The sequence below is a fragment of the Streptomyces sp. NPDC044106 genome (genome assembly GCF_056433985.1).
This window is the reverse complement of sequence record NZ_JBWKFZ010000007.1, coordinates 99089-120856: the sequence shown is the minus strand read 5'-3', so window position 1 is coordinate 120856 and position 21768 is coordinate 99089. Positions and strand designations below refer to the sequence as shown.

The 21768-nt window shown below is 73.2% G+C and carries 19 protein-coding genes; 6 read left to right on the top strand and 13 right to left on the bottom strand.

What is annotated here, in order from left to right:
• Positions 1-58: 58 nt before the first annotated feature.
• Together AC07DI_RS14335 and AC07DI_RS14330 are read left to right on the top strand one after the other, a co-directional pair.
• A complete protein-coding gene (locus AC07DI_RS14335; RefSeq protein ID WP_384254796.1) occupies positions 59-610 on the top strand; it encodes a GNAT family N-acetyltransferase in 552 nt (183 codons plus the stop codon).
• A gap of 161 nt (positions 611-771) precedes the next feature.
• Positions 772-2469, top strand: a complete 1698-nt coding sequence (locus AC07DI_RS14330; protein WP_478904625.1) for a BCCT family transporter — start codon at positions 772-774, stop codon at positions 2467-2469.
• Positions 2470-2536: 67 nt separating this feature from the next.
• Here the strand turns inward: AC07DI_RS14330 and AC07DI_RS14325 are convergent, their stop codons facing one another.
• The 4 genes from AC07DI_RS14325 to AC07DI_RS14310 form a co-directional block, all read right to left on the bottom strand.
• Positions 2537-3220 (bottom strand): glycerophosphodiester phosphodiesterase, encoded by a 684-nt coding sequence (locus AC07DI_RS14325; protein ID WP_384254801.1) that lies wholly within the window; start codon positions 3218-3220, stop codon positions 2537-2539.
• A 77-nt stretch (positions 3221-3297) separates the two neighbouring features.
• Entirely contained in the window at positions 3298-3423 is a 126-nt protein-coding gene (locus AC07DI_RS14320) for a hypothetical protein (RefSeq protein WP_384254804.1), read from the bottom strand.
• Between the two features lie 78 nt (positions 3424-3501).
• Entirely contained in the window at positions 3502-4224 is a 723-nt protein-coding gene (locus AC07DI_RS14315; RefSeq protein ID WP_478904623.1) for a PadR family transcriptional regulator, read from the bottom strand.
• Between the two features lie 313 nt (positions 4225-4537).
• Positions 4538-6091 carry a phosphatase PAP2 family protein gene (locus tag AC07DI_RS14310; RefSeq protein WP_478904621.1) on the bottom strand — a complete coding sequence of 518 codons (1554 nt, stop codon included), beginning with the start codon at positions 6089-6091 and terminating at the stop codon, positions 4538-4540.
• Between the two features lie 103 nt (positions 6092-6194).
• On the opposite strand from AC07DI_RS14310, the gene AC07DI_RS14305 reads away from it, so the two are divergent.
• Positions 6195-6575, top strand: a complete 381-nt coding sequence (locus tag AC07DI_RS14305; protein ID WP_478904619.1) for a DUF488 domain-containing protein — start codon at positions 6195-6197, stop codon at positions 6573-6575.
• A gap of 9 nt (positions 6576-6584) precedes the next feature.
• On the opposite strand, the gene AC07DI_RS14300 is transcribed toward AC07DI_RS14305, so the two are convergent.
• The 8 genes from AC07DI_RS14300 to AC07DI_RS14265 form a co-directional block, all read right to left on the bottom strand.
• A complete protein-coding gene (locus tag AC07DI_RS14300; RefSeq protein ID WP_478904617.1) occupies positions 6585-7154 on the bottom strand; it encodes a non-oxidative hydroxyarylic acid decarboxylases subunit B in 570 nt (189 codons plus the stop codon).
• On the bottom strand, positions 7145-8533 hold the full coding sequence (locus AC07DI_RS14295) for a UbiD family decarboxylase (RefSeq protein WP_478904615.1): 1389 nt from the start codon (positions 8531-8533) through the stop codon (positions 7145-7147). The genes AC07DI_RS14300 and AC07DI_RS14295 overlap by 10 nt, the downstream gene beginning before the upstream one ends.
• A complete protein-coding gene (locus AC07DI_RS14290) occupies positions 8520-9263 on the bottom strand; it encodes an aspartate racemase/maleate isomerase family protein (RefSeq protein WP_478904613.1) in 744 nt (247 codons plus the stop codon). Before AC07DI_RS14290 ends, AC07DI_RS14295 begins: the two co-directional genes overlap by 14 nt.
• A 133-nt stretch (positions 9264-9396) precedes the next feature.
• Positions 9397-10326: an amidohydrolase family protein gene (locus tag AC07DI_RS14285; protein WP_478904611.1), complete on the bottom strand. Its 930-nt coding sequence runs from the start codon at positions 10324-10326 to the stop codon at positions 9397-9399.
• A gap of 77 nt (positions 10327-10403) precedes the next feature.
• Positions 10404-12653, bottom strand: a complete 2250-nt coding sequence (locus AC07DI_RS14280) for a molybdopterin cofactor-binding domain-containing protein (RefSeq protein ID WP_478904609.1) — start codon at positions 12651-12653, stop codon at positions 10404-10406.
• 46 nt (positions 12654-12699) lie between these two features.
• Positions 12700-13419, bottom strand: a complete 720-nt coding sequence (locus tag AC07DI_RS14275) for a GntR family transcriptional regulator (RefSeq protein WP_478904607.1) — start codon at positions 13417-13419, stop codon at positions 12700-12702.
• 14 nt (positions 13420-13433) lie between these two features.
• Positions 13434-14939, bottom strand: a complete 1506-nt coding sequence (locus tag AC07DI_RS14270) for a nucleobase:cation symporter-2 family protein (protein WP_478904605.1) — start codon at positions 14937-14939, stop codon at positions 13434-13436.
• A 153-nt stretch (positions 14940-15092) separates the two neighbouring features.
• A complete protein-coding gene (locus tag AC07DI_RS14265) occupies positions 15093-16511 on the bottom strand; it encodes an amidohydrolase family protein (RefSeq protein ID WP_478904603.1) in 1419 nt (472 codons plus the stop codon).
• A gap of 302 nt (positions 16512-16813) precedes the next feature.
• Here AC07DI_RS14265 and AC07DI_RS14260 point away from each other — a divergent pair, with 302 nt between their 5' ends.
• Entirely contained in the window at positions 16814-17812 is a 999-nt protein-coding gene (locus AC07DI_RS14260) for an alpha/beta fold hydrolase (RefSeq protein WP_384254830.1), read from the top strand.
• 425 nt (positions 17813-18237) lie between these two features.
• Here the strand turns inward: AC07DI_RS14260 and AC07DI_RS14255 are convergent, their stop codons facing one another.
• Entirely contained in the window at positions 18238-19035 is a 798-nt protein-coding gene (locus AC07DI_RS14255) for an MmyB family transcriptional regulator (RefSeq protein ID WP_478904601.1), read from the bottom strand.
• A 295-nt stretch (positions 19036-19330) separates the two neighbouring features.
• Between AC07DI_RS14255 and AC07DI_RS14250 the strand changes: the two genes are divergently transcribed.
• Complete coding sequence (locus tag AC07DI_RS14250; RefSeq protein WP_478904599.1) at positions 19331-21043, top strand: dihydroxyacetone kinase family protein; 1713 nt, start codon at positions 19331-19333, stop codon at positions 21041-21043.
• A 130-nt stretch (positions 21044-21173) separates the two neighbouring features.
• Positions 21174-21749 (top strand): TetR/AcrR family transcriptional regulator, encoded by a 576-nt coding sequence (locus AC07DI_RS14245; RefSeq protein WP_478904597.1) that lies wholly within the window; start codon positions 21174-21176, stop codon positions 21747-21749.
• The last annotated feature ends 19 nt before the right edge of the window (positions 21750-21768 follow it).

Below are 21768 nucleotides of genomic sequence, written 5' to 3'. Positions count from 1 at the left end.
CGGAGCCACTTGACGGCCCCGCTGCCCCCTCGCGACACGAAACCGGAGAGTCAGCTCCATGGAAACCGCCCCGCACCCCACACTCGGCGAACTCACCTACCGGGACGCCACCGCCGCCGACGTCGACGCGCTCGTCGCGCTGATCGAGTCGGCGTACCGCGGGGACACCAGCCGGGCCGGCTGGACCACCGAGGCGGATCTCCTGGAGGGCCAGCGCACCGACCCGCAGGGCGTCGCCGAGGTCATCGAGTCGCCCCTGAGCCGGCTCATCGCCGTCGAGCGGGACGGCGGACTCGTGGCCTGCTGCCAGCTCGAACACCGCGGCGACCACGCCTACTTCGGGATGTTCGCGGTGCGCCCGGACCAGCAGGGCACCGGGCTCGGCAAGGTGATCATCGCCGAGGCGGAGCGGGCCGCGCGCGAGACGTGGGGCGTCCGCGAGATGCACATGACCGTGATCAACGCCCGTGAGGACCTCATCGCCTGGTACGAGCGCCGCGGCTACCGCCGTACGGGAAAGATGACGCCCTTCCCGTACGGCGACGAGCGGTTCGGCATCCCGCAACGCGACGACCTGCAATTCGAGCTCCTGACCAAGGACGTCGCCTGAAATGCGGTGGACATTGTCCGGAATTTGACGAAAACGGCCTTCGGATAGCACCCTTCCACGCTGACCTGCGCACCGAGCGGCTCTGACCGCCGTGCGCGCGTACGCCCCGCACCGCGCGCCCGCGCCGCCCCGTGTGCGAAGCCCCCTCAGCAAGGAAGCCCATGCCGACTGCCCCCGCCCGCACCGCCGTACCCACCGACGGGGAGCCCGCCGCGGACGACGACGCGGCGGGCCATACCGCGCCCGCCGCGGCCCCCGGAGACCGCGGCCGCGCCGACATACCGGTGCTCGCCGTCAGCGGCGGGCTGCTCACCGCGTTCGTCCTGGCCGCGCTGATCGCGCCCACAGCCACGGGCGACGCCGTGAACACCGTCTTCACCTTCGTCGCGCGGTGGTTCGGCCCACTGTGGCAGGTGCTGCTGCTCGCGACGTTCGGCGTCGCGCTGTGGCTGGGCTTCTCCCGGTACGGGAAGGTACGGCTCGGCGGCGCGGGAGAGCGCCCGGAGTACGGCAGGTTCCAGTGGATCGCGATGATCATGTCGACGCTGCTCGCGGGCGGCGGCGTCTTCTTCGCGGCGGGCGAGCCCGTACAGCACTACGTCGACACGCCCCCCTTCTACGACGGCGTCAGGAGCGGTACCCAGCAGGCGGCCGACGCGGCGCTCTCCCAGAGCTTCGCGCACTGGGGCTTCCTCGCCTGGGCCGTCCTCGGCACGCTCGCCTCGATCGTGATGATCCGCGGCCAGGAACGCGGCATGCCGCTGCGCCCGCGGACGCTGCTCCACCCGCTCCTCGGCGAGCGCATCCTGCACTCCCGCCTCGGGGCCGCGGTCGACATCGTCTGCGTCATCGCCGTGGTCGCCGGAACCGTCGGACCGATCGGCTTCCTCGGCCTCCAGGTGTCCTACGGCCTCTCCGAGGTCTTCGGCATCTCCGGCGGCTACCCGGTGCAGCTCGGCGTCATCGTCCTGCTGACCGTCGTCGCCGTCCTCTCCGTCGCCAGCGGCCTGGACCGCGGCATCCAGTTCTTCAGCAAGGCCAACATCTGGCTCGCGGTCGCCCTGATGGCCGTCTTCCTGGTCCTCGGCTCCCTCGGCTTCGTGCTCGACTCGTTCCTCGGCGGCTTCGGCCAGTACGCGCACGACTTCGTGCCGCTGGCCCTCAACCGGGGCGACCACGCGTGGCTCAGCTCCTGGACGGTCTTCTTCTTCGGCTGGTTCCTCGGCTACGGCCCGCTGATGTCCATCTTCGTCGCCCGCATCTCCAAGGGCCGCACACTGCGCGACCTCGTGGTCTCCACCGCGATCATCCCGCCGCTCGCCACCATGTTCTGGTTCACGGTGTTCGGCGGCACCGGCATCTTCCTGGAACAGCGCGACCCCGGCGCGATCTCGGGACCGCTGAAGGCGGTCGGCATGGACGCCGCGGTCATCTCCATGGCACAGCGGCTCCCGATGGGCGCGGTGGTCGCGGTCGCGCTGCTCCTGCTGACGATCACGTTCGTGGTGACGACCACCGACTCGATGTCGTACAGCATCGCCGTGGCGGGCACGAAGGCCGGTGAACCGGCGCGCGCGGTACGGGCGTTCTGGGCCCTGCTGATGGGCGCGGCGGCGGCGGTGCTGATCCTGGTCGGCGACGGCGGCATCACGGCGTTGCAGTCGTTCATCGTCGTCACGGCGGTCCCCGTGGGCTTCATCATGCTGCCGACGCTGTGGACGGCGCCCCGGGTGGCGCGCGAGATGGCCCTGGAACAGGGCGTGATCACCCCGGACCGCCCGGCACCGGCGCCCCCGGAAGACGACCGTTCACCGGACCCGGACCCGGACCCGGCCCTGGAACCGGCCCGGACCGGCTGAACCGATATGCGCCGAAGCCCCGGACCGACGGTCCGGGGCTTCAGTGCTGCACGGGCACGGCCCGCGCCTAGGCCGTGAAGCGGCCCGTCCGCTTGATCTCGGGGTAGTCGGTGGTCGCCCCGTCCAGCTGCAGCGCCCGCACCAGCCGCAGGTCGTCCTGCGTGTTCACGACCCAGCCGATGATCCGCAGGTCGGCCTTCCTCGCCCGCTCGACGATCTCCAGGGTCAGGCGCCGGATGTTGAGGACAAGGGTGGTGGCGCCCACAGCCGTCGCCCGCTCCACCACGTCGGTGCCGTAACGGCTGGCGACGAGAGCGGTGCGTACCCCGGGCACCAGGCGCGCGATCTCGGCGACCGCCTCGTCGTGGAAGGAGATCACCTCCACGCGGGCGACCAGATCGCGGCTGAGCATCACATCGGCGAGGGCCCGGGCCGCCGCGACATCCTTGATCTCGGCCTGCAGCGGCGCCTTCACGGCGTCCAGGACCTCATCGAAGGTGGGGACGCGCTCGCCGCGGCCCGCGTCGAGCTCCCGCAGTTCGGCGAGGGTCTTCTCGGCGATCGGCCCCTTGCCGTCGGTCGTACGGGCCACGTCGGCGTCGTGCATGACGACGAGGGCGCCGTCCTTGCTCAGATGCAGATCCAGCTCGATGAGATCGAGGCCCGCCGCTTGTGCGGCGCGGAACGAACGCAGGGTGTTCTCGGGCTCGACACCCATGACCCCGCGATGCCCGATGGTGAGGAAGTTCAAGATCCACTCGCTTCCGTCGACGGAGGCTCGGCGACCGCGCGACGAGGACGGAGGAAGCCGCGCGGCAATGTCGCAGCCTAATGGCCCGACGCGGTGAGCGAACCGTGCGGACGGGGGTGGGTGGAGCCGTCCGCCCTGGTTCCGGTGATCCCGAGCAGGAGGCCGGTGATGAGGGCGGCGACAAGGACGGCACGGGTGCTCACGGGTGCGCTGCTCCGTACGGCGGGGGACGGCTGACCCCGCCCGTCCTACCGGGCGCGGGGCCATCGGGGCGAGTCGCTTCACCCGGGGGTGGGCGCGTCCTTCGTACGTTGACGGGGGCGGCGGGGAGCGGGGACGGCTGACGGCGCCGCGTCCGCCGGGGCCTTTGGCGCGGCCAGTGCGTCGAGGTCGCCGAGCATCGCCTCGGCCAGCTCCACCTCGGCCGCCAGCCGCCGCTCGCTCCAGCGCAGCGCCACCCCGGGGTGCGACCAGGCCTCCGCCCCGTCCGCCCGCGCGAGCGCGTCCCGCACCTCCTTCAGCTCGCCCTGCGTCCGCGCGATGTCCTCGGCGACCAGCGCGCGCAGATGGTCCGGCGCCGTGAGGTGCCCGAGCCACACCCGCAGCAGCAGCGGATGCTTCAGGACGGGCGGCCCGGCGTCCTGGCCGCCGCCCGCCCACGCCCCAAGGGCGGCGCGCCCCTCGTCGGTGATGGCGTACGACCGCTTGGCGCGGGGCTCGTCGGGCCCCGACCGCCGCGAGGTGGCGTACCCGAGGCCCTCCAGGCGGCGCAGCTCGGCGTAGATCTGGCTGATGGCGGGTGACCAGTAGAAGAACCGGAGCGAGGCGTCGGCCCACTTCTTGAGTTCGTAGCCGGTCCGCTCCCCGGGGAAGGAGAGCAGCCCGAGCACCGCCCAGGCGGTCGGCGGCAGCGGCGCCGCCGGCTCGCTCCCGGAAGCGTCTTCCTGCCGCCGCGGTGTGCCGTGCCGCGATGAGCTGGGCGATGTCGTGCGACGGGCTGCCATACGCGGCATTGAAGTGAACGGCACGGTGTGGGCGCAAGGGGTCGGGGGCCCTGGTGGGACGGCGCGCGGGGATGACGCCGCAGGACCTGTCGCACACTCAGAGCCTGTCTTTGAACCCCCGTCTGCGCCCCGGCGCCCGGCACGCACGCTCGGCGCACGGAGCCCCAGGACAGGTGGCTCCGCCACATGACCTGGAACTCCGCACACCGATCGCACGCTTCCCCAAGCTCTCGGCTCCGCTCGAGCAGGGGAGGCCCCAATCCACCGCTGCGCCCGCGCTTCGCGCGGACGACGGGGGTTCAAAGACAGGCTCTCAGGCAGTGGGCCCCCGGCGCGGGCGGCGGTTCGCCGCGAGCGACATGGTGCGGGCCCGCTGCGCGATCTCGTCCAGCGGCGCGGCCGGGCTGTAGACCAGCAGCGCGCCGTGCCGCTTGTCGAGGCGCAGGGCGTCCGGCGCCGGAGCGGTCTCCCCGTCGTACGCGAGGCTCGCCACGTCCTCAAGGCCGCTGAGCGCGATCTCCTCGACGCGCTCGGCGCGGAAGACCCGGGAGCGCCGCAGCGCACCGCCCAGGGCGGAGAGGGCGACGCGGGTGCGGGCCAGCGTCGCCTCCGCGTCGACCGTGCGGACGTCGAGGAGGCCGTCGTCCATGCGCGGCCGGTGGGTGAACGCGAGGCCGTCAGGGACGTACTGGCCATTGCCCGCGAAGAGCAGCCACAGGACGCGGTCCCGGCCGTCGAGCCGGATCCGCAGCGGGGCCGCCGTCCGCAGCACGTCGAGGAACGACACGGCCGCCGCGGGCCACTTGCCGATGCGCCCCTCCAGCTTCTCGCGCTTGCGCACCAGTTCCGGATAGAGCCCGATGCTGAAGGTGTTGACGAAGCCGGTGACGGCCGCGCCCGACCCGTCGCGCACGCGGGCCAGGTCGACGCGGACGGCCTCGCCGCGCTGCACCGCGTGCGCGGTGTCCTCGAAGGTGGGCGTGCCGACGTCCAGGGCGAAGTGGTTGAGGGTGCCGCCGGGGAAGACCGCGAGCGGAAGGCCTGCGGACGCGGCGCGCCGGGCGACGGCGTTCACCGTGCCGTCGCCGCCGCACACCCCGAGCACGCCGCCCGACCCGGTGGCCCGCGCCACGGCCTTGTCGAGCACCTCGCCGAGGTCGTCGCCGGGGCCGCGCGCGAGGATCTCGGCCCCCGGCAGCAGCAGCTCCAGGTGCTCACGCGCGGGCAGCCGCCCCGGAACGCCTTTGCCCGCACCGGAGTTGAGGACGACGATCAGCCCCTCGCCGTCCGGCAGCGCGGGCGCCGCGACCCGGGTCCGCCGGTGCTGGGCGGGCGAGGGACGCGGCGGCCACCAGTAGCAGGTGAGCGCGGCCGCGGCGGCGCCGAGCGCGCATCCGGCCAGCACGTCGCCGGGGTAGTGGACTCCCACGTACACCCGGGAGAAGGCGACGGCCGCGGCGACCGGCGCGAGCAGCGCGCCGTACCGGGGCGCCTCCAGGGCCACCCCGACGGCGAACGCCGCCGCCGACGCGGAGTGCCCGGACGGGAACGACGACGTCCAGGGTCTCTTGCCCAGGTGCCGCACCGCGGGGACCCCGGCCATGACGGGCCTGCGCCGGCGTACGGCGTACTTGGCGACGGAGTTCGTGGTCAGCGAGGCAAGCGCGAGAGCGCCCACCCCGCGCCGCGCGGCACGCCGGGCCGCGGGGCCGCCCACGGCGGCGAGCACCGCCGCCGAGCCGAACCAGAGGCGCCCGTGGTTCGCCGCCCTGCTGAGCGGCGGCAGCAGCTGCTCGGCGCCCGGCAGCCGCGCCGACGCCACCCGTTCGAACCACCGCCGGTCGATGCTGCCGATGCGTCCCGTCATGGGCACACTGGATCAGGGCCCGGGAGCCGCGGCCCGTACTGCTCGCCCGAACGGGTCATGCGCGCGGTGCCCGAGCCCCTTCCCGCGGAGGGAAAATGCGGACATGACGACAAGTCGCCACCTCGACATCCAGGTCAAGCGCGTCTACGACCCCTCGGACCCCGGTGACGGCAGCCGCGTCCTCGTCGACCGGCTGTGGCCGCGCGGAATCTCCAGGGAGCGGGCCCACCTAGACGTCTGGGAGAAGGAGCTGGCGCCTTCCGACGAGCTGCGCCGCTGGTACGCCCACGACCCCGACCGCTTCGAGGAGTTCGCCGGGCGTTACCGCCAGGAGCTCGCCGACGCCGGCCGCGCCGCCGGACTCGACCGGCTCCGCGCCCTCGCCCGCACCGGTCGCCTCACCCTGCTCACGGCGACCAAGGACCTCCCGCACGGCCATGTGCGCGTCCTTTCCGCCGTCCTCACCGAGGGCGCCACGCGCTGAAACGGCGCATCAGCGCCCCGGAACGCCGTTCCACCGCCCCGTCCCCGGCCCCGGGAGACCGAGCTGGTCCAGCACGCGCGCCACGACGTGGTCGACGATGTCGGCGACCGTCGCCGGGTGGTTGTAGAAGGCGGGCATCGGCGGGACCAGCGTGACGCCCATCCGGGCCAGCGCCAGCATGTTCTCCAGGTGGATCTCGTGCAGCGGCGTCTCCCGCGGGACGAGCACCAGACGGCGCCGCTCCTTGAGCACGACGTCCGCGGCGCGGCCGATCAGACCGTCCGCGTAGCCCGCCCGTATCCCGGCGAGCGTCTTCATGCTGCACGGCACCACCACCATGCCGTCGGTGGCGAAGGACCCCGAGGAGAGGGGCGCCGCCTGGTCGCCGGGGCGGTGCACCACGTCCGCGAGCTTGCCGACGTCGCGGACCGTCCAGGGCGTCTCCAGTTCGATCGTGGCGCGCGCCCAGCGGCTGAGGACCAGATGCGTCTCGACATCGTCGAGCTGCCGCAGCGCTTCGAGGAGCCGGACGCCGAGGATCGCCCCGGTCGCGCCCGTGATGCCGACGATCAACCGCATGGCGCGGGCCCGTCGATGATGCGGCGCGCCGTTTCCACGCGGTGCGGCTCCACGTGGATGCGTACGCCGTGGAAATCGGCGCCCCGCGTCGCGTCGAGCGCCATCCGGGACGTCGTGCCGTCCGCCGTCGACGACGGGTCGAGCGGGCTGCCCGGCAGGCCGTCGACGAGGAACACGTCACGGTGCGGTTGGAGGTGCGTGGCGACGGCCCACAGCACGTCCGCGTCCCGAGTCACGTCGACGTCCTCGTCGACCGCCACCACCGTCTTGAGGTACGGGTCCCAGCCGAGCAGCGCCAGCATGATCTGGCGGGCCTGGCCGGGACGGGACTGCCGCAGCGCCGCGTAGGCGTGGAAGTGCGTGCCCGACGTGGGGTAGTGCAGGGCGGTGACCTCGGGGAAGCGGCGCGTCAGCTGCTCGGCCATCTCCGCCTCGCGGGGCAGCCTGGCCAGGGTGAGGTGCTCGGCGCTGTTGCCGCCGACCACGTCGAGGAGCAGGGCGTCGTGGCGGCGCAGGACCGTCTGCACGGTCAGGACGTTGTGGGTGGAGCGGTCCGACGAGTACCCGGAGAACTCCCCGAACGGCCCTTCCTCCGCCCGCCGCCGGGGATCGATGAACCCCTCAAGGACCAGCTCGGCCCCCGCGGGCACCCGGATGCCGTGCCGCGGCGTCTCGACCACGTCGAGCGGCGCGCCGAAAAGACCGCCCGCGATGGCGCGTTCGTCATCGCCGGGGCCGACCCGGGCGGACGCGGCGAGCAGGAACAGCGGATGGGCGCCGATCACCATCGCCACCGGCAGGACCCGGCCCCGCTCCTCGGCGAGGTGCAGGAGCTGCCACAGATGCCCGCGCGAGTGCAGGCTGGTGGCGAGTTCGTCGCGGGAGTGGACCATGGCCCGGTGGTAGCTGAGGTTGCCGGCGCGGCCCGGCGCGTCGTCCGGCGCCTCTACCGTGACGACGCCGCTGGTGATGTACGGGGCACGGTCGGACGCGAAGTGCCGGATCAGCGGCAGGGCGGTCAGGTCGACGGCGCCGCCCTCCTCCACCACCTCCTGCACGGGCCCGCCGGCCACCACACGTGGTTCGCGGCGCCGTGCCGATGCCGCCTGGTAGGCGCGGTGCAGGCCGGCCCGGTCGGTGCCGAGGAGGCGGGCCACCCGGTGGCGCGAGGCGAAGACGTTGGTGACCAGCGTCGTGCCGAGGCCCTTGACGCGCGGGCACACCAGCATGTCGTGCCGGCCGCGCGCCGCCAGCTCCTGGACCAGCGCGGCCACGTCCTCCCCCTCGATCTCCTCCGCCACGGTCAGGACGTCGTCGGCGCCCGACTGCGCGTCGAGGAACCCCCGCAGGTCCTGCGCCCCGCTCTCAGTGGCTGTCACAGCAGACCCCCGCGTGCTCGTCGCCGGTGAACAGCAGCCCCCACTCGGGGGAGTTGACGCGCAGCCCCAGGAGTTCCAGGCCGGTGTGCACCGCGACCCGCGCACCGTCGAAGACGGGCTTGCCGAGCTCCCGCTCCACCAGGGCGGCGACCGGCGCCACCGGCAGCTCGGTGCCCGCCACCACCACGCAGCGCGCGTCGTCAGTGTCCGCGTCGAGCAGCAGCCGCCGCAGCCGCGCCACGGGCAGCTCCGCGGCCTCCCGCGCCGTCGCGAGGCCCAGTGCGGTGACCGAGGAGACCCGCAGGCCCGCGGCGAGGTAGGTGTCGGCGATACGCCCCGCGCGCTCGCGCGAACCCGGGACGATCAGGGCCAGCGACGGCAGCCCGCGCCGGGCGAGCAGGTCGAGCTGGCCCAGGGTGATCGTGGACGCGGGCACGCCGGCTTTCGCCTCGATGGCGCGGACCACGGCCCGCGCGTGTGCCACCCCGTGCAGCCCGCACGATTCGCCGTTCCATACGACGGCGTCCGCGCCCGCGTGGGCCAACTGCTGGGCGGCGCGGTCCAGTTCAGCCGTCTGGCTTTCGGTGAGCGCAGGCCCGCACAGCTGCTCGGCCAGTGCGGCGCGGGCCGTGGGGTGCGCGGTCTCCACCGCTACGGGGGCGCAGATCCGCACCGCCCAGCGGTCGGCGCCGAGTGTGGTGGAGGGAAGGATGTGACCGATGCGCTGCATGAGGGATCCGTTTCTCGACGCCGTGCTGTGCCGTGCCTGCCGGACCGGCGGGAAGTGGACGCCGGGTCGGCCCGGCTGACGGGAAGCAGGCGCGGGGCCGCCCGAAGCACAAGGGCGGCCCCGCGCGCGGGAGTCACGCCCGGGACGCCGTGTCCAGCGAGGCGTAGGTGTCCTTCAGGCGCAGCTGCGCCTCCGCCTGGTCACGCGGCGGGGGAGAGGGCTTCAGCCCGAGCAGCTTGGCCATGTTGTTGCCGAGGTAGCCCTCCAGGTCCTCCTCGGACAGGTGCATGCCCTGCGGCGGCGGCCCGCACAGCACCTCCAACTCCCTCGCCCACATGCCCGGCTCGTTCGGCGGCGAGTCCGTGCCGAACACCAGCTGGTGGCGCTCCATCTGCTGCGCGAACTCCACGATCCGCGACTGGAGCAGCCAGCCCGACTCCCCGTACACATTGGGTGAGTCGAGGATCATGTACAGCGCCTCGAAGCAGTAGACGCCGCCCGTCTGCACCCCGAAGTGCGCCAGGATGAAGTTGACGTCCTTGAACTCCCGGATGACCGGGTAGAACTGCGTCGGGATCGAGTACGGCCCGTCCCCGGTGTGGATCAGCACGACGAGGCCCAGTTCGTCGCAGACGCGCAGCACGGGACGGAGCCAGTCGAGCGCCCGGTCGGGACGGTAGGCATGCATGTTGGCATGCAGCTTGACCATCTTGTAGCCGTACTCCTTGACGTGGAACTCCAGCTCCTTCGCGCCGTTCTCGGGCCCGAAGCGCGGGTTGTACATGAAGTTCCCGATGAACCGGTCGGGGTAGCGCTGGACCAGTTCGGTGATGTACGCCATGTAGTCGCGGATGCCCTCGCGCCCGGTCCGCATCCCGTCCTGCCAGACGCTGTTGCCGGGCGGCGGCATGATGCAGCCGTAGTCGATCCGGCGCGGCTTGCCGTTGATCATGTACGGGCCGTCCATCATCTCGATGGTGCGCTCGCCCGTGAAGGGCGACCCGTCGTGCCGCCAGGCCTGGTCCACGATGTTCGTGGGGTGCATATGGGTGTCGATGATCAAGGTGCTCGTTCCTTCCCAGCTGGTACCGACCATGTCTCACGTGGTGGACCGTTTGGGGACCCAGGGCAGGGCCCGCCTCACCTCCCTTCCGCGGTCAGGAAGTCGGTGGGCCGCACCGGCACCCTGGAGAGCTCCAGGCCCGTCGCGTCGCGCAGCGCGTTGACGATCGCCGGGGTGGACGACAGGGTCGGCGGCTCGCCGACCCCGTTCAGGCCGTACGGCGCGTCGGGGTGCGGCAGTTCGAGGAGGTCGACGGGGACGGAGGGCATGTCCGCCACGGTGGGGATGAGGTAGTCGGTGAACGACGGGTTGCGCACCCGGCCGCCCTCCACGCGCAGCTCCTCCATGAGGGCGAGCCCGAGCCCCTGTGCGCTGCCGCCCTCGATCTGGCCCGTCACCGCGAGGGGATTCATCGCCTTGCCGACATCCTGCGCGGTGGCGAGCTCGACCACCTTCACCAGGCCGAGCTCGGTGTCCACGTCCACCACGGCCCGGTGCGCCGCGAAAGCGAAGGCGATGTGCGCGTCGCCCTGCCCGCGCTCCGGGTCGACCGGGTGGGTGCGGCGGTGCGCGAACTCGTACTCGCTCTCCAGTGGCCCGTGCGCGGCCAGGAGGTCGGTCAAGTCCCCGTCGCCGAGGCCGGCCAGCCGATCGCGCAGTGCCTCGCACGCGCCCCGCACCGCGCCCCCGCTCATCCAGGTGATCCGGGACGCCGACGCCGACCCGGCGTCCCCCACCAGGGTGTCGGCGGGGAGCACCACCACGCGGTCCAACCCCAGCTCGGTGCGGACGATCTGCGCCTGCACGGTGACGATGCCCTGCCCGCACTCGGCCGCCGCCGTGTGCACCTCGGCGACCGGCTCGCCGTTCACCAGCGAGAGCCGCACGCGTGCCACCGAACGGTCGTCGACGCCACCGGAGAAGCCGATCGCCTTGACCCCGATCGCGTACCCGACGCCCCGTCTGACGCCTTCGCCGTGCGTGGTGTTGTTGAGGCCGCCGGGCAGGCCGAAGGCGCCGTCGGGGGCGGAAGGAAGCGGGCGGGCGCGCAGCCGCCGCAGGAGTTCGGCGGCGGGTGCGGGGCCGTCCACGGCCTGCCCTGTCGGCAGTACGGTCCCGGTCTTCATGGCGTTGCGCAGCCGCAACTCGACCGGCTCCAGACCGAGTTCGCGTGCCAGCTTGTCGAGGTTGGACTCCACTCCGTAACAGGACTGCACGGCGCCGAAGCCGCGCATCGCCCCGCACGGGGGGTTGTTGGTGAAGACGGAGAACCCGTCGATCTCGGCGTGCGGCACCTCGTACGCGCCCGCCGCGAAGTACGAGCCGTTCGCGATGACGACCTGTGACGTGGAGGTGTACGCGCCGCCGTCGAGGAGGAGCCGCGCCTTGACGAAGACGAGCTTCCCCTCGCGGGTGGCGCCGTGCTCGAACCACATCTTCGCCGGGTGCCGGTGCACGTGTCCGAAGAACGACTCCTCGCGGTGGTAGCTCATCTTCACGGGACGGCCGGTGCGCAGCGCGAGGAGCGCGGCGTGGATCTGCACCGACACGTCCTCGCGGCCGCCGAACGCGCCGCCCACCCCGGAGAGCGTCAACCGCACCTTCTCCGGGGGCAGTCCGAGAGCCGAGCACATCTGGTGCCGGTCGTCGTGCAGCCACTGCGTGGACACGTAGACGTCCACGCCGCCGTCGTCGGCCGGGATCGCGAGGCCCGCCTCCGGGCCGAGGAACGCCTGGTCCTGCATGCCGACCTCGTACGTTCCCGACACGACCACGTCCGCCGTCCCCCGCGCGGCGGACAGGTCGCCGTGCCGGATGCGGACGTGCCGTACGACGTTGCCCTCCCCGCCGTCCACGCGCCGCTCGTGGACCAGCGGCCCGGCGGCCACGAGCGCCTCCTCCGGATCGGTGAGCGCGGGCAGCTCCACGTACTCCACCTCGATCAGGCGCAGCGCGCGGCGGGCCGTCTCGGGATGGTCGGCGGCCACCAGGGCGACCGGCTCGCCCTGGTAGCGCACCCGGTCGATGGCGAGCACCGGCTGGTCGGCGACCTTCATGCCGTACAGCTTCCTCCCCGGCACGTCCTCGTGGGTGAGCACCGTCACCACCCCCGGGAGGCGGCGGGCGCGGGAGGTGTCCAGGCGCAGGATGCGGGCCGACGGGTGCGGGCTGCGCAGGGTCGCGCCCCACACCATGCCCTCCCAGCGCAGATCGGAGGCGTAGGCGAAGTCGCCGCGGACCTTCAGCCTGCCGTCGGGGCGCGGGACGCTCTCGCCGATGCCGTTGCGTACGCCGACGCCGTCGCGCTCGCTGGTGGTGGTGCTCACGATGGGGTCACATCCCTTCCGTGGAGCGGGGGGCGGGGCCGAGCCTTCACGCGGTGGGGCGCACCGGCCGGTGGGCGGCGTCCGGGGCGGCGTCCGCCGATACGGCCTGGGAGAGCCGGGTCCGCAGCCGCCTGATGTGGTCGCGGGCCGCCTGCTCCGCGGCGTCCGGATCGCCCGCCGTCATCGCCTCGAAGACGCGCCGGTGCTCGTCCACGGCGAGCCGCGGGGCCTGCGGGCTGCGCCACAGCGAGTGCAGCGCCAGGTGCGCCTTGCCCTGGATGGTGTCGAGGGCGGCGGTCAGGTGGTCGTTGCCCGCCGCCTCGCGGATCAGCCGGTGGTAGGCGACGTCCATCTCGATGTGTGCCTGCTCGTCGAACTCGGAGGTCACCAGCGCCTCGTGGCGTTCGAGGAGGCGGCGCAGCTCGCCGACCGTGCCGGCGTCGAGCCGCTCCGTGGCCAGGCGGGCCGCGAGGCCCTCCATCACCTCGCGCACGGCGTAGAGCTGGCGCACGTCCTCGATGTCGACCGTGGAGACGACCGCACCCCGATGGGCGGCATGGGTGGCGAGGCCGTCGTGGATGAGCCGCTGCACGGCCTCACGGACGGGGCTGCGGCTGATGCCCATCTGCACGGCGAGAGCGGGGACCGAAAGGGCGTCGCCGGGACGCAGCCGCCCGGCGAGCACGGCGCTCTTCAGCTCGTCGTACGCGCGGTCCGCCAGCAGGGTCCCCGCCGCCACCGGATTCACCGCCCTCTGCGTCTGCATCTCCAACTCCCTTGTCATGGCGCGTCCTTGGCGACGACTTCGGGTCCGTCAGGTAGGTCTTCATGTTGCATGTAATGTTCGGACCGGTCAATGGAGTGCGCGTCACTCTTCTCGGAACGCGCGTCGTTCTTCTTCTGTCCCGGCAGTCGCAGATGGTGGAAGAAGAGGTTGAGGAGCACCGCCGTGAGGGTGCCGAGGATGATGCCGCTCTCGAACAACGCATGCAGCTGCCGCCCCGGCATCTGCTCGGCGAACTGCGGGAACGCCGTCGGCAGGAAGCCGATCCCCACGCTGGCCGCGACGAGGATCGTGTTGCGCTGGTCGGCCAGATCGGCCTGGCCGAGTATCTGCACGCCGACCACCGCGATGGTCGAGAACAGCACGATCGTCGCCCCGCCCAGCACCGACGTCGGCATCGACGCCACCACGGCACCCACCTTCGGCACCAGGCCGAGCAGCATCATGATCACGCCGCTCGCCGCGACGATCCAGCGCGACTTCACGCGGGTCAGCTGGATCAGCCCGATGTTCTGCGAATACACCGTGCTGGGAAAGGAGTTGAGTGCCCCGGCGGCTGCTGTCGCCAGGCCGTCCGCCCGCAGGGCGCGCGTGACGTGCAGGCCCGACACCTCCCGGCCCACGATCCGGCCGACGGCGAAGAACTGCCCGATGGACTCCACCGCGATGATGACCATCACGAGGAAGACGGACAGGAGGGCCACGGTGTCGAACCGGGGCGCGCCGAAGTGCAGCGGCGCGGCCATGCCCAGCCAGGCGGAGTCCCCGATCCCGGAGAAGTCCGTACGCCCGGTGAGCGCGGCGACCCCGGTCCCGATGACGAGCCCGGCCAGGACGGCGACGGTGGCGAGGAAGCCCCGGGAGAGCTTGTTGAAGAGCAGGATGGCGACCAGCGTGACGGCGGCCAGGCCGAGATGGGCGGGCGAACCGAACGAGCGGTCCGCCGGGTCGCCGCCGCCGACCTGACGCGCGGCCACCGCGAGCAGCGTGATGCCGACGATCGTGACGATGGTGCCGGTGACCAGCGGCGGGAAGAACCGCACCAGCCTGCTGAAGACCGGCGCGATGACGAACAGTGCGAGACCCGCGGCGATCACCGCGCCGAACACCGTCGGCAGCCCCGCCCGCGCGCCGCCCGCCGCGAGGCCCACGGAGACGAGCGAGGGGACGGCGGTCGTCGACGTGCCCTGCACGACCGGCAGCCGGATGCCGATGCCGGGCAGCCCGACGGACTGGAGCAGCGTCGCGAGACCGCAGGTCAGGAGCGAGGCGTTGACCAGCAGACCGATGTCGTCGCCGGACAGGCCGATGCCCTCGGCGACGAGCAGCGGCATGACCACGGCGCCGGCGTAGAAGGCGAGGACGTGCTGGAGCCCGTAGACGGCGAGCCGCCAGAGCGACGGCACGGCCTCGACGGGGTCTCTGCCGGCGGGGGCCTTGTCAGGGGGGTTGCGTTCAGCGGCTGTGCGGGCGTCCTTGCCGTGTGCTTTCCGGTGGTGCATGTGCGTTCTCCCTCCACCCGTCTGGGCGTGAGCCGACGGGGCGTGACTTGTGGCGCACGTGCGGGGCCGCGGACGGGCAGCCGAGGGACAGCGATGCGGTGTGGTGCAGTGCGGTGCGGTGCGGTGCGGTGCCAGAGGGTGCGTGCGGCGGTCTCAGTGCCGCCAAGGGGTGCGCAGTCCGGCGAACCCGGCCCGCGCCACGAGGCGTTCGGCCCGTTCCTGGGCCTCGGTGAGCAGCGCATCCTCGTCGACCAGTGGGCAGCGGCCGTCCTCGAAGACGACTCTGCCGTCGACGATCGTCATGTCGACGTCCGAGCCGCGCGCCGAGTAGACCAGCGCCGCCACGGTCCGGTGCAGCGGGCGCAGATGCGGCCGGTCGAGGCCGACCACGACGAGGTCGGCCGGGGCCCCGGCGCACACGGCGCCCGCGCCCGCGGCGGCGTACCTGCCGCCCTCGCGGGTGGCGAGCTCCAGGGCGTCCTCGGCCCGCAGCGCCGCCGGATCCAGCGTCTGCTGGCGCTGTCCGAACAGGGTCTGCTTCATCACCTCGAACATGTCCTGGCGGTGCCCCGCGCTGGGCCCGTCCGTGCCGAGGGACACCACGGCCCCGGCCTCCCGCAGCGCGCGCAGCCGCATGACCCCGGAGGCCAGATAGGCGTTGGACGCCGGGTTGTGCGCGACGCCCGCGCGGCGCTCGCCGAGCGCGGAGATCTCGTCGTCGGCCAGCCACACGGCGTGGGCGAGCGTCGCCCGCGAGTCGAGCAGCCCCGCGCGTTCGAGCCACTCCACGGGCCGCACGCCGTACGCCTCCACATAGCTCTCCGGGTCCTTGGCGCCCTCGCAGCAGTGCGCGTGCCAGCGGACGTCGAACTCCTCGGCCAGCGCGACCGCGCCGGTGACCAGCTTCTGGTCCACGTAGCTGAGGTTCAGCGGCGCGGGCCACACGCCGACCCGCGCCCTCGGCCCACGGCGCACCAGGCACTCGCGGGTGATCTCCAGCTCCTCCGCGGTGGAGTGGCGGAACAGCTCTTCGGGAAGGCCCCGGGCCGCCGCGACGGCCGTACGGTCGCCGAGCATGCCCCGGGCGACCGCGCCGCGCAGACCGGCCGACTCGACGGCGTCGGCCACCGCGAGCACGGTCTCGACGTCCGTGGGCGCGTAGTGGTTGTCGACGACGGTCGTGATGCCCGAGCGCAGCGCCTCCACCGCGCCGAGCGTGGCCGCGATCCGCGCGTCGGCCGGTTCCATGGCGATCGAGTACGGCCACATGAACTCGCACAGCCACGGCCAGATGGGCAGCCCCTCGCCGAGGCCCCGCGCGAGCGACTGGAACAGGTGGGTGTGTCCGTCGGTGAACCCCGGCAGCACGGCACGGCCCCGGCAGTCCACCGTCCTGGCCGCCCGCCACGCCGCGTCGACCTCCGCCGCGGGCCCCACGGCGGCGACGTACCCGCCCACGACGGCGACCGACCCCGGTTCGTACACGGCGCGCCGGTCGTCGACGGTGACGACACGGGCGTGGGAGAGCAGGAGATCGCACGGGCGCGGTCGTTGATGGCTTGTCTCTGTCACGGAAGTCCCATCTGTTCGACGGCATGTTCCATATTGCATGTAACGTATTCCGGCCAACGGCGGTGTCAACCCCCGGCGTACGTACCGGACTTGAGGCATGGTCCGATTCCCCGCGGCGCGACCGGCCCCGAAGCCGATCCGGATTCCGGCCCCGGCGGCGGCTCCACGCCAACCGGCGATTTGCCGAATCGGCAACGAAGATCGCGACACCGCCCGCGCCGCAGCAAGCTCGTGACCACGCCCATCTCAGTCGCACGGTCGGCGGACCCCGCCGCCGACGGCATGAGCGCACAGGAGGATCCATGTCTCAGCCTTCGTCCGCCGCGGACCGCACGCACCGCCTGGTCGCCTCACCCGCGGGCCGGACCCATCTGGTGGAGCAGGGCACCGGGCCCCTCGTCCTGCTCGTGCACGGCTTCCCGGAGTCCTGGTACTCCTGGCGCCATCAGTTGCCGGCCCTGGCCGCGGCCGGCTACCGCGCGGTCGCCGTCGACGTACGCGGCTACGGCCGCTCGTCGAGGCCGCGGGACGCCTCCGCGTACCGGATGCTCGAACTCGTCGAGGACAACGCCGCCGTGGTGCGCGCGCTCGGCGAGGAGACCGCGGTGATCGTCGGACACGACTGGGGCGCGACCGTCGCCGCGCACTCCGCCCTCCTGCGGCCCGACGTCTTCAGCGCGGTCGGCCTGCTGAGCGTCCCGTACACGCCGCCGGGCGGCCCGCGCCCCGGCGAGGTGTTCGCGGGCATGGGCGGTGACGAGGAGTTCTACGTCTCGTACTTCCAGGAGGCCGGCCGCGCCGAGGCCGAGATCGAACCCGACGTCCGGGGCTGGCTCGCCGGTTTCTACGCGGCTCTCTCCGCCGACACCATGCCCGGTCCCGACGCGCCCGACCCGCACTTCGTGAGCCGCGGCGGGCGGCTGCGCGACCGGTTCCCCGAGGGCCGGCTGCCCGGCTGGCTCGACGAGCGGGATCTCGACGTCTATGCCGGGGAGTTCGAGCGGACCGGCCTGACCGGCGCGCTCAACCGCTACCGCGCCATGGACCGCGACTGGGCGGACCTCAACCCCGGGCACACGGGCGCCCCGGTCACCCAGCCGTCCCTGTTCATCGGCGGCGCCCTGGACGCCTCCACCACCTGGCTCGCCGACGCGATCAAGGCGTTCCCCGACACCCTGCCGGGCCTGTCCTCCTCGCACATCCTCGACGGCTGCGGCCACTGGGTCCAGCAGGAACGCCCCACCGAGGTCAACCGGCTCCTGACCGACTGGCTCGCCGCCCTGCCCGGCCGACCGTCGTAGGGTGACGGCTCGGCAGCCATGGTGAGGGGGCGGTGTGACCGGGGCCCGGCGTACCAAGGGGAAGCGGCGCGCTGTCGGCCGGGCGATAGCGGTCGGGCTGTGGCTCGCGGCGATGGTCGCCTTCGCCGTACCGCTGCGCCACGCGCTCCTCGCCACGCATACCTACGTCTCCGGGTACTGGGCGACGGTCACCGACGGGGACGAGCAGCATCACCGGCGACCGCGTCTGGGTCTCGCGGGGCGGGGAGGCGCACATCAGCGAGTCGCCCGCCGAGAAGGACATGGTCCTCGGGTACGCGGGAGCGGGCGCCGTCGCGGGGATCGTGCTGCTGATTCTGCGCGCCCGGCACCGGGCGCGCGGCGAACGGGACTGAGCGGGCCCCGCCGGGCGGATGCCGGTAGACGTCCGCGTATGCCGACGTAGGTCAGGGAAAGCTGACGGACGGGTCCGCCGGGGTCAGGATCAGCCAACGCAGCGCCGTGTCGCCGAAGCGGCCGTACGTTCTGATGTGCACATCGACCGGATCGGGCGCCACCAGCGGGAAGTACATGGGACGTGGCGCCTCGTCGGAGGGGTTCTGATCCTCTGCCGCGCGGTCCCAGAGGTCGGAGACGCCCGGCTCGCGCCGCACGGTGCGCACCACGTCGTCAAGACGCTCGTTGTCCGGCCAGCGCTGCCAGGCGAGGCGCAGCCGGCCGAGGAGCGGCGCGGCCCACTTCGTCTCCCAGTCACGCAGCTGATAGCGGGCCTCCGGGGAGAACGCCCAGGTCATGGCGTTCGCGGCCGGGCGGGCCAGCCAGGGGCAGTGCCGCGCGGCCACGGCGTTGACGGCGACCACGTCCCAGGCCTGGTCGCAGATCCAGCTCATCCGGCGCTGCTGGTGCAACAGGTCGAGGAGTGCGTCGTCCGGCCGGGCGCCCTCGGCCCGCCGCCTCGGGGGCTGGTGCCCGGTGCCCCGGTACAGGGCCCTCGCCCGGCGCGGGGAGAGGTCCAGGATCCGGACGACACCGGTGATCATCTCGCGCGCGTACCCGCGGTCCTCGCCCCGCTCCAGGGCGCGGTACCAGCGTTCGGAGACCCCGAGCAGTAGGGCCATGTCGAGCTGGGTGAGGTAGCGGCGGTGGCCGCGGAAGGGCACCGGGCCGGGCAGCAGCGCGGGGTCCCGCGCCATCCGCCAGGCGCGCAGCATCCGTCCCAGATCCTCGCGTCGCGCGTCGGGCAACTGTCAAGACCTCGCAAAGATGGGCTGTCGTACGAAGGGTGCCGCGCGCCCTCTGCGTATCGCCGCCCGGGCCGGTGCACGGTGTCAGCGTGGCACACGGGTCGCGGGACCGGAACGCGGGAGTGCCGGTAGGCGCGGGTGCCGACCTTGGAGAGCGCGGGGCGGACAGGGTGAGCACCACGTCGTCCGGCGCCGGCGGAACCCCGTGGTACCGGGCGGCGACACGACCCGGGCAGGCGACCACCCGTACGCCGACCGCACCGACCCCTCTCACCGCCCACCTACGGAGATCCAGATGAGCTACTTCCTGCCGGAGAACGACGCGGTCCTGACCGCCGCCCGAGGTCTTGCCCTGGCGCACGCCGGGCTGATCGAGGTGAACAGCAGCCCCCTGTATCTGCGGGCGCGCGACGCCGACCCGGCGCGCACGGTCGCCCTGGTCTCCGGCGGCGGGTCCGGACACGAGCCGCTGCACACCGGGCTCCTGGGGCGGGGCGGCCTGGACGCCGTCTGCCCCGGCGAGATCTTCGCCTCCCCGCACAACCGGCAGATCTACGAGGCGAGCGCGGCGGCCGCCAAAAGTGGCGGCGTGCTGCACATCGTGAAGAACTACACCGGTGACGTCATCAACTTCCAGATCGCGGCGGAACGCCTGCGGCACGACGGCATCCCCGTCGCCACGGTCCTGGTCGACGACGACCTGGCCACCGACAGCGCGGACAGCGCGACGGGCCGCCGCGGCACCGCCGCCACCGTCGTGGTCGAGAAGCTCCTGGGCGCCGCGGCCGATCGGGGCGCGACCCTGGAGGAGCTCGCCGAGCTGGGGCGGCGGATCGTGGCCCGCTCCCGCAGTATCGCGGTCGCCGCCCGCGCCCAGACCTCGCCCACCACGCTGAGCCCCGCGTTCACGCTGGACGAGGGGACGCTCGACTACGGCGTCGGCATCCACGGCGAGCGCGGCACCCGCACCATCGCGCGGCCCGCGACCGGTGACCTCGTCCGGCGCATGACCGACGACCTCCTCGACGCGCTGCCCGACGGGCCCGACGAGGTGCTCGCCCTCGTCAACGGCCTGGGCGCCACCACCGAACTGGAGCTGGGCGCCATCGCCGTGCTGCTGAGCGACGAACTCACCGCCCGCGGCGTCCGGCCCGTGCTGGTCGTCCCCGGCACCTTCACCGCCGCCCTGGACATGGCCGGCTTCTCGCTCACCCTCACCCGGCTCGACGCGGGGTGGGCCGACCTGTGGACCGCCCCCACCCGGACCCCGCTGGTCCTGCCGCGCCCCTCGCTCGCCCCGAGCGGGCCCGCGCAGGAGACGCCGTCGAAGGAGAGCTCCCCCGTACGCGCCCCGCGCACGGGCGGCGACCGCGCCCTGCTCGACCGCTACGCGCTCGTTGTCACGCAGGTGCGTGACAACCTCACCAAGCTCGACCAGCTCGTCGGTGACGGCGACTTCGGGGACAACCTCGCCGGTGGCGTCCGGCGCGCGGTGAAGCTGGCCGACGAGACGGGCGCCGACGGCACGGCCGCTCTCGCCGACGCCTTCCTCAACGGCGTCGGGGGCACCAGCGGCCCGTTGTTCGGCCTCCTCTTCCAGCACCTGGCCGCGGCCTCGCCGCCGGACGGCGGCGCTCCGTCGGTCGCCGCGCTCGCCGAGGCCGCCGCGGCCGGTCACGCCGCCATCCACCGGGTGGGCGGCGCGAGCCCCGGCGACTGCACGCTGGTCGACGCCCTCGCGCCCGCCGCCGAGTCCCTGGCCGCGGCACGGGAGGCCGCCCCCGAGGCGCCGCTCACCGAGGCCGCCCAGGCCGCCATCCGCGGCGCCCTGGCCACCGCCTCCCTGCGCCCCCGGCGTGGCCGCGCCAGCTACGTCGGGGACCACGCCCTCGGCGTTCCCGACCCCGGCGCCCTCGCGGTGGCCCTGCTCTTCATGGCCCTCGCGGACATCCACGAGCCCGCCACCGCCCCGCGCCTGCCCGCCCCCGGCCACATCACCGTGCTCTGACCCACGGTCCACCGGTCCCGGCAGCCGTACTCCGACTGGCCTCGGAACAGCCCTAAAGCGCATGCCAATTTGCCTAAAGGGTTTAGGTAAATGCATACTCGTTCAAGGCAAGGCGAACGAGGGGAGTGTCATGGTCCGCGTAGGGCTGACCACGGAACGGCTGATCCGGGCCGGTGCGGAGCTGGCCGACGAGGTCGGCTTCGACCAGGTGACCGTCTCGGCGCTGGCCCGGCACTTCGACGTCAAGACCGCGAGCCTGTACTCGCACGTGAAGAACTCCCAGGACCTCAAGACGGGGATCGCCCTGCTGGCCCTGGCCGAACTCGCCGACCGGGGCGCCGACGCGCTCGCAGGACGCGCGGGAAAGGACGCCCTGGCCGCCCTCGCGAACGTCTACCGCGACTACGCCAGGGAGCACCCCGGACGTTACGCCGCGGCCCAGCTGCGGCTCAGCCCCGAGGCGGCCGCCGCCGGCGCGGGCGGCAGGCACGCGGAGATGACGCGGGCGATCCTGCGCGGATACGACCTGGGGGAGCCGGATCAGACCCACGCGGTCCGCCTCCTCGGAAGCGTCTTCCACGGCTACGTCAGCCTGGAGCTGGCCGGTGGCTTCAGCCACAGCGCGCCCGACTCGCAGGAGACCTGGACGCGCGTCATCGACGCCCTGGACGCCCTGCTGCGCAACTGGCCCGCCCCGTCAGCCTGATGCCTGATGCCCGATCAAC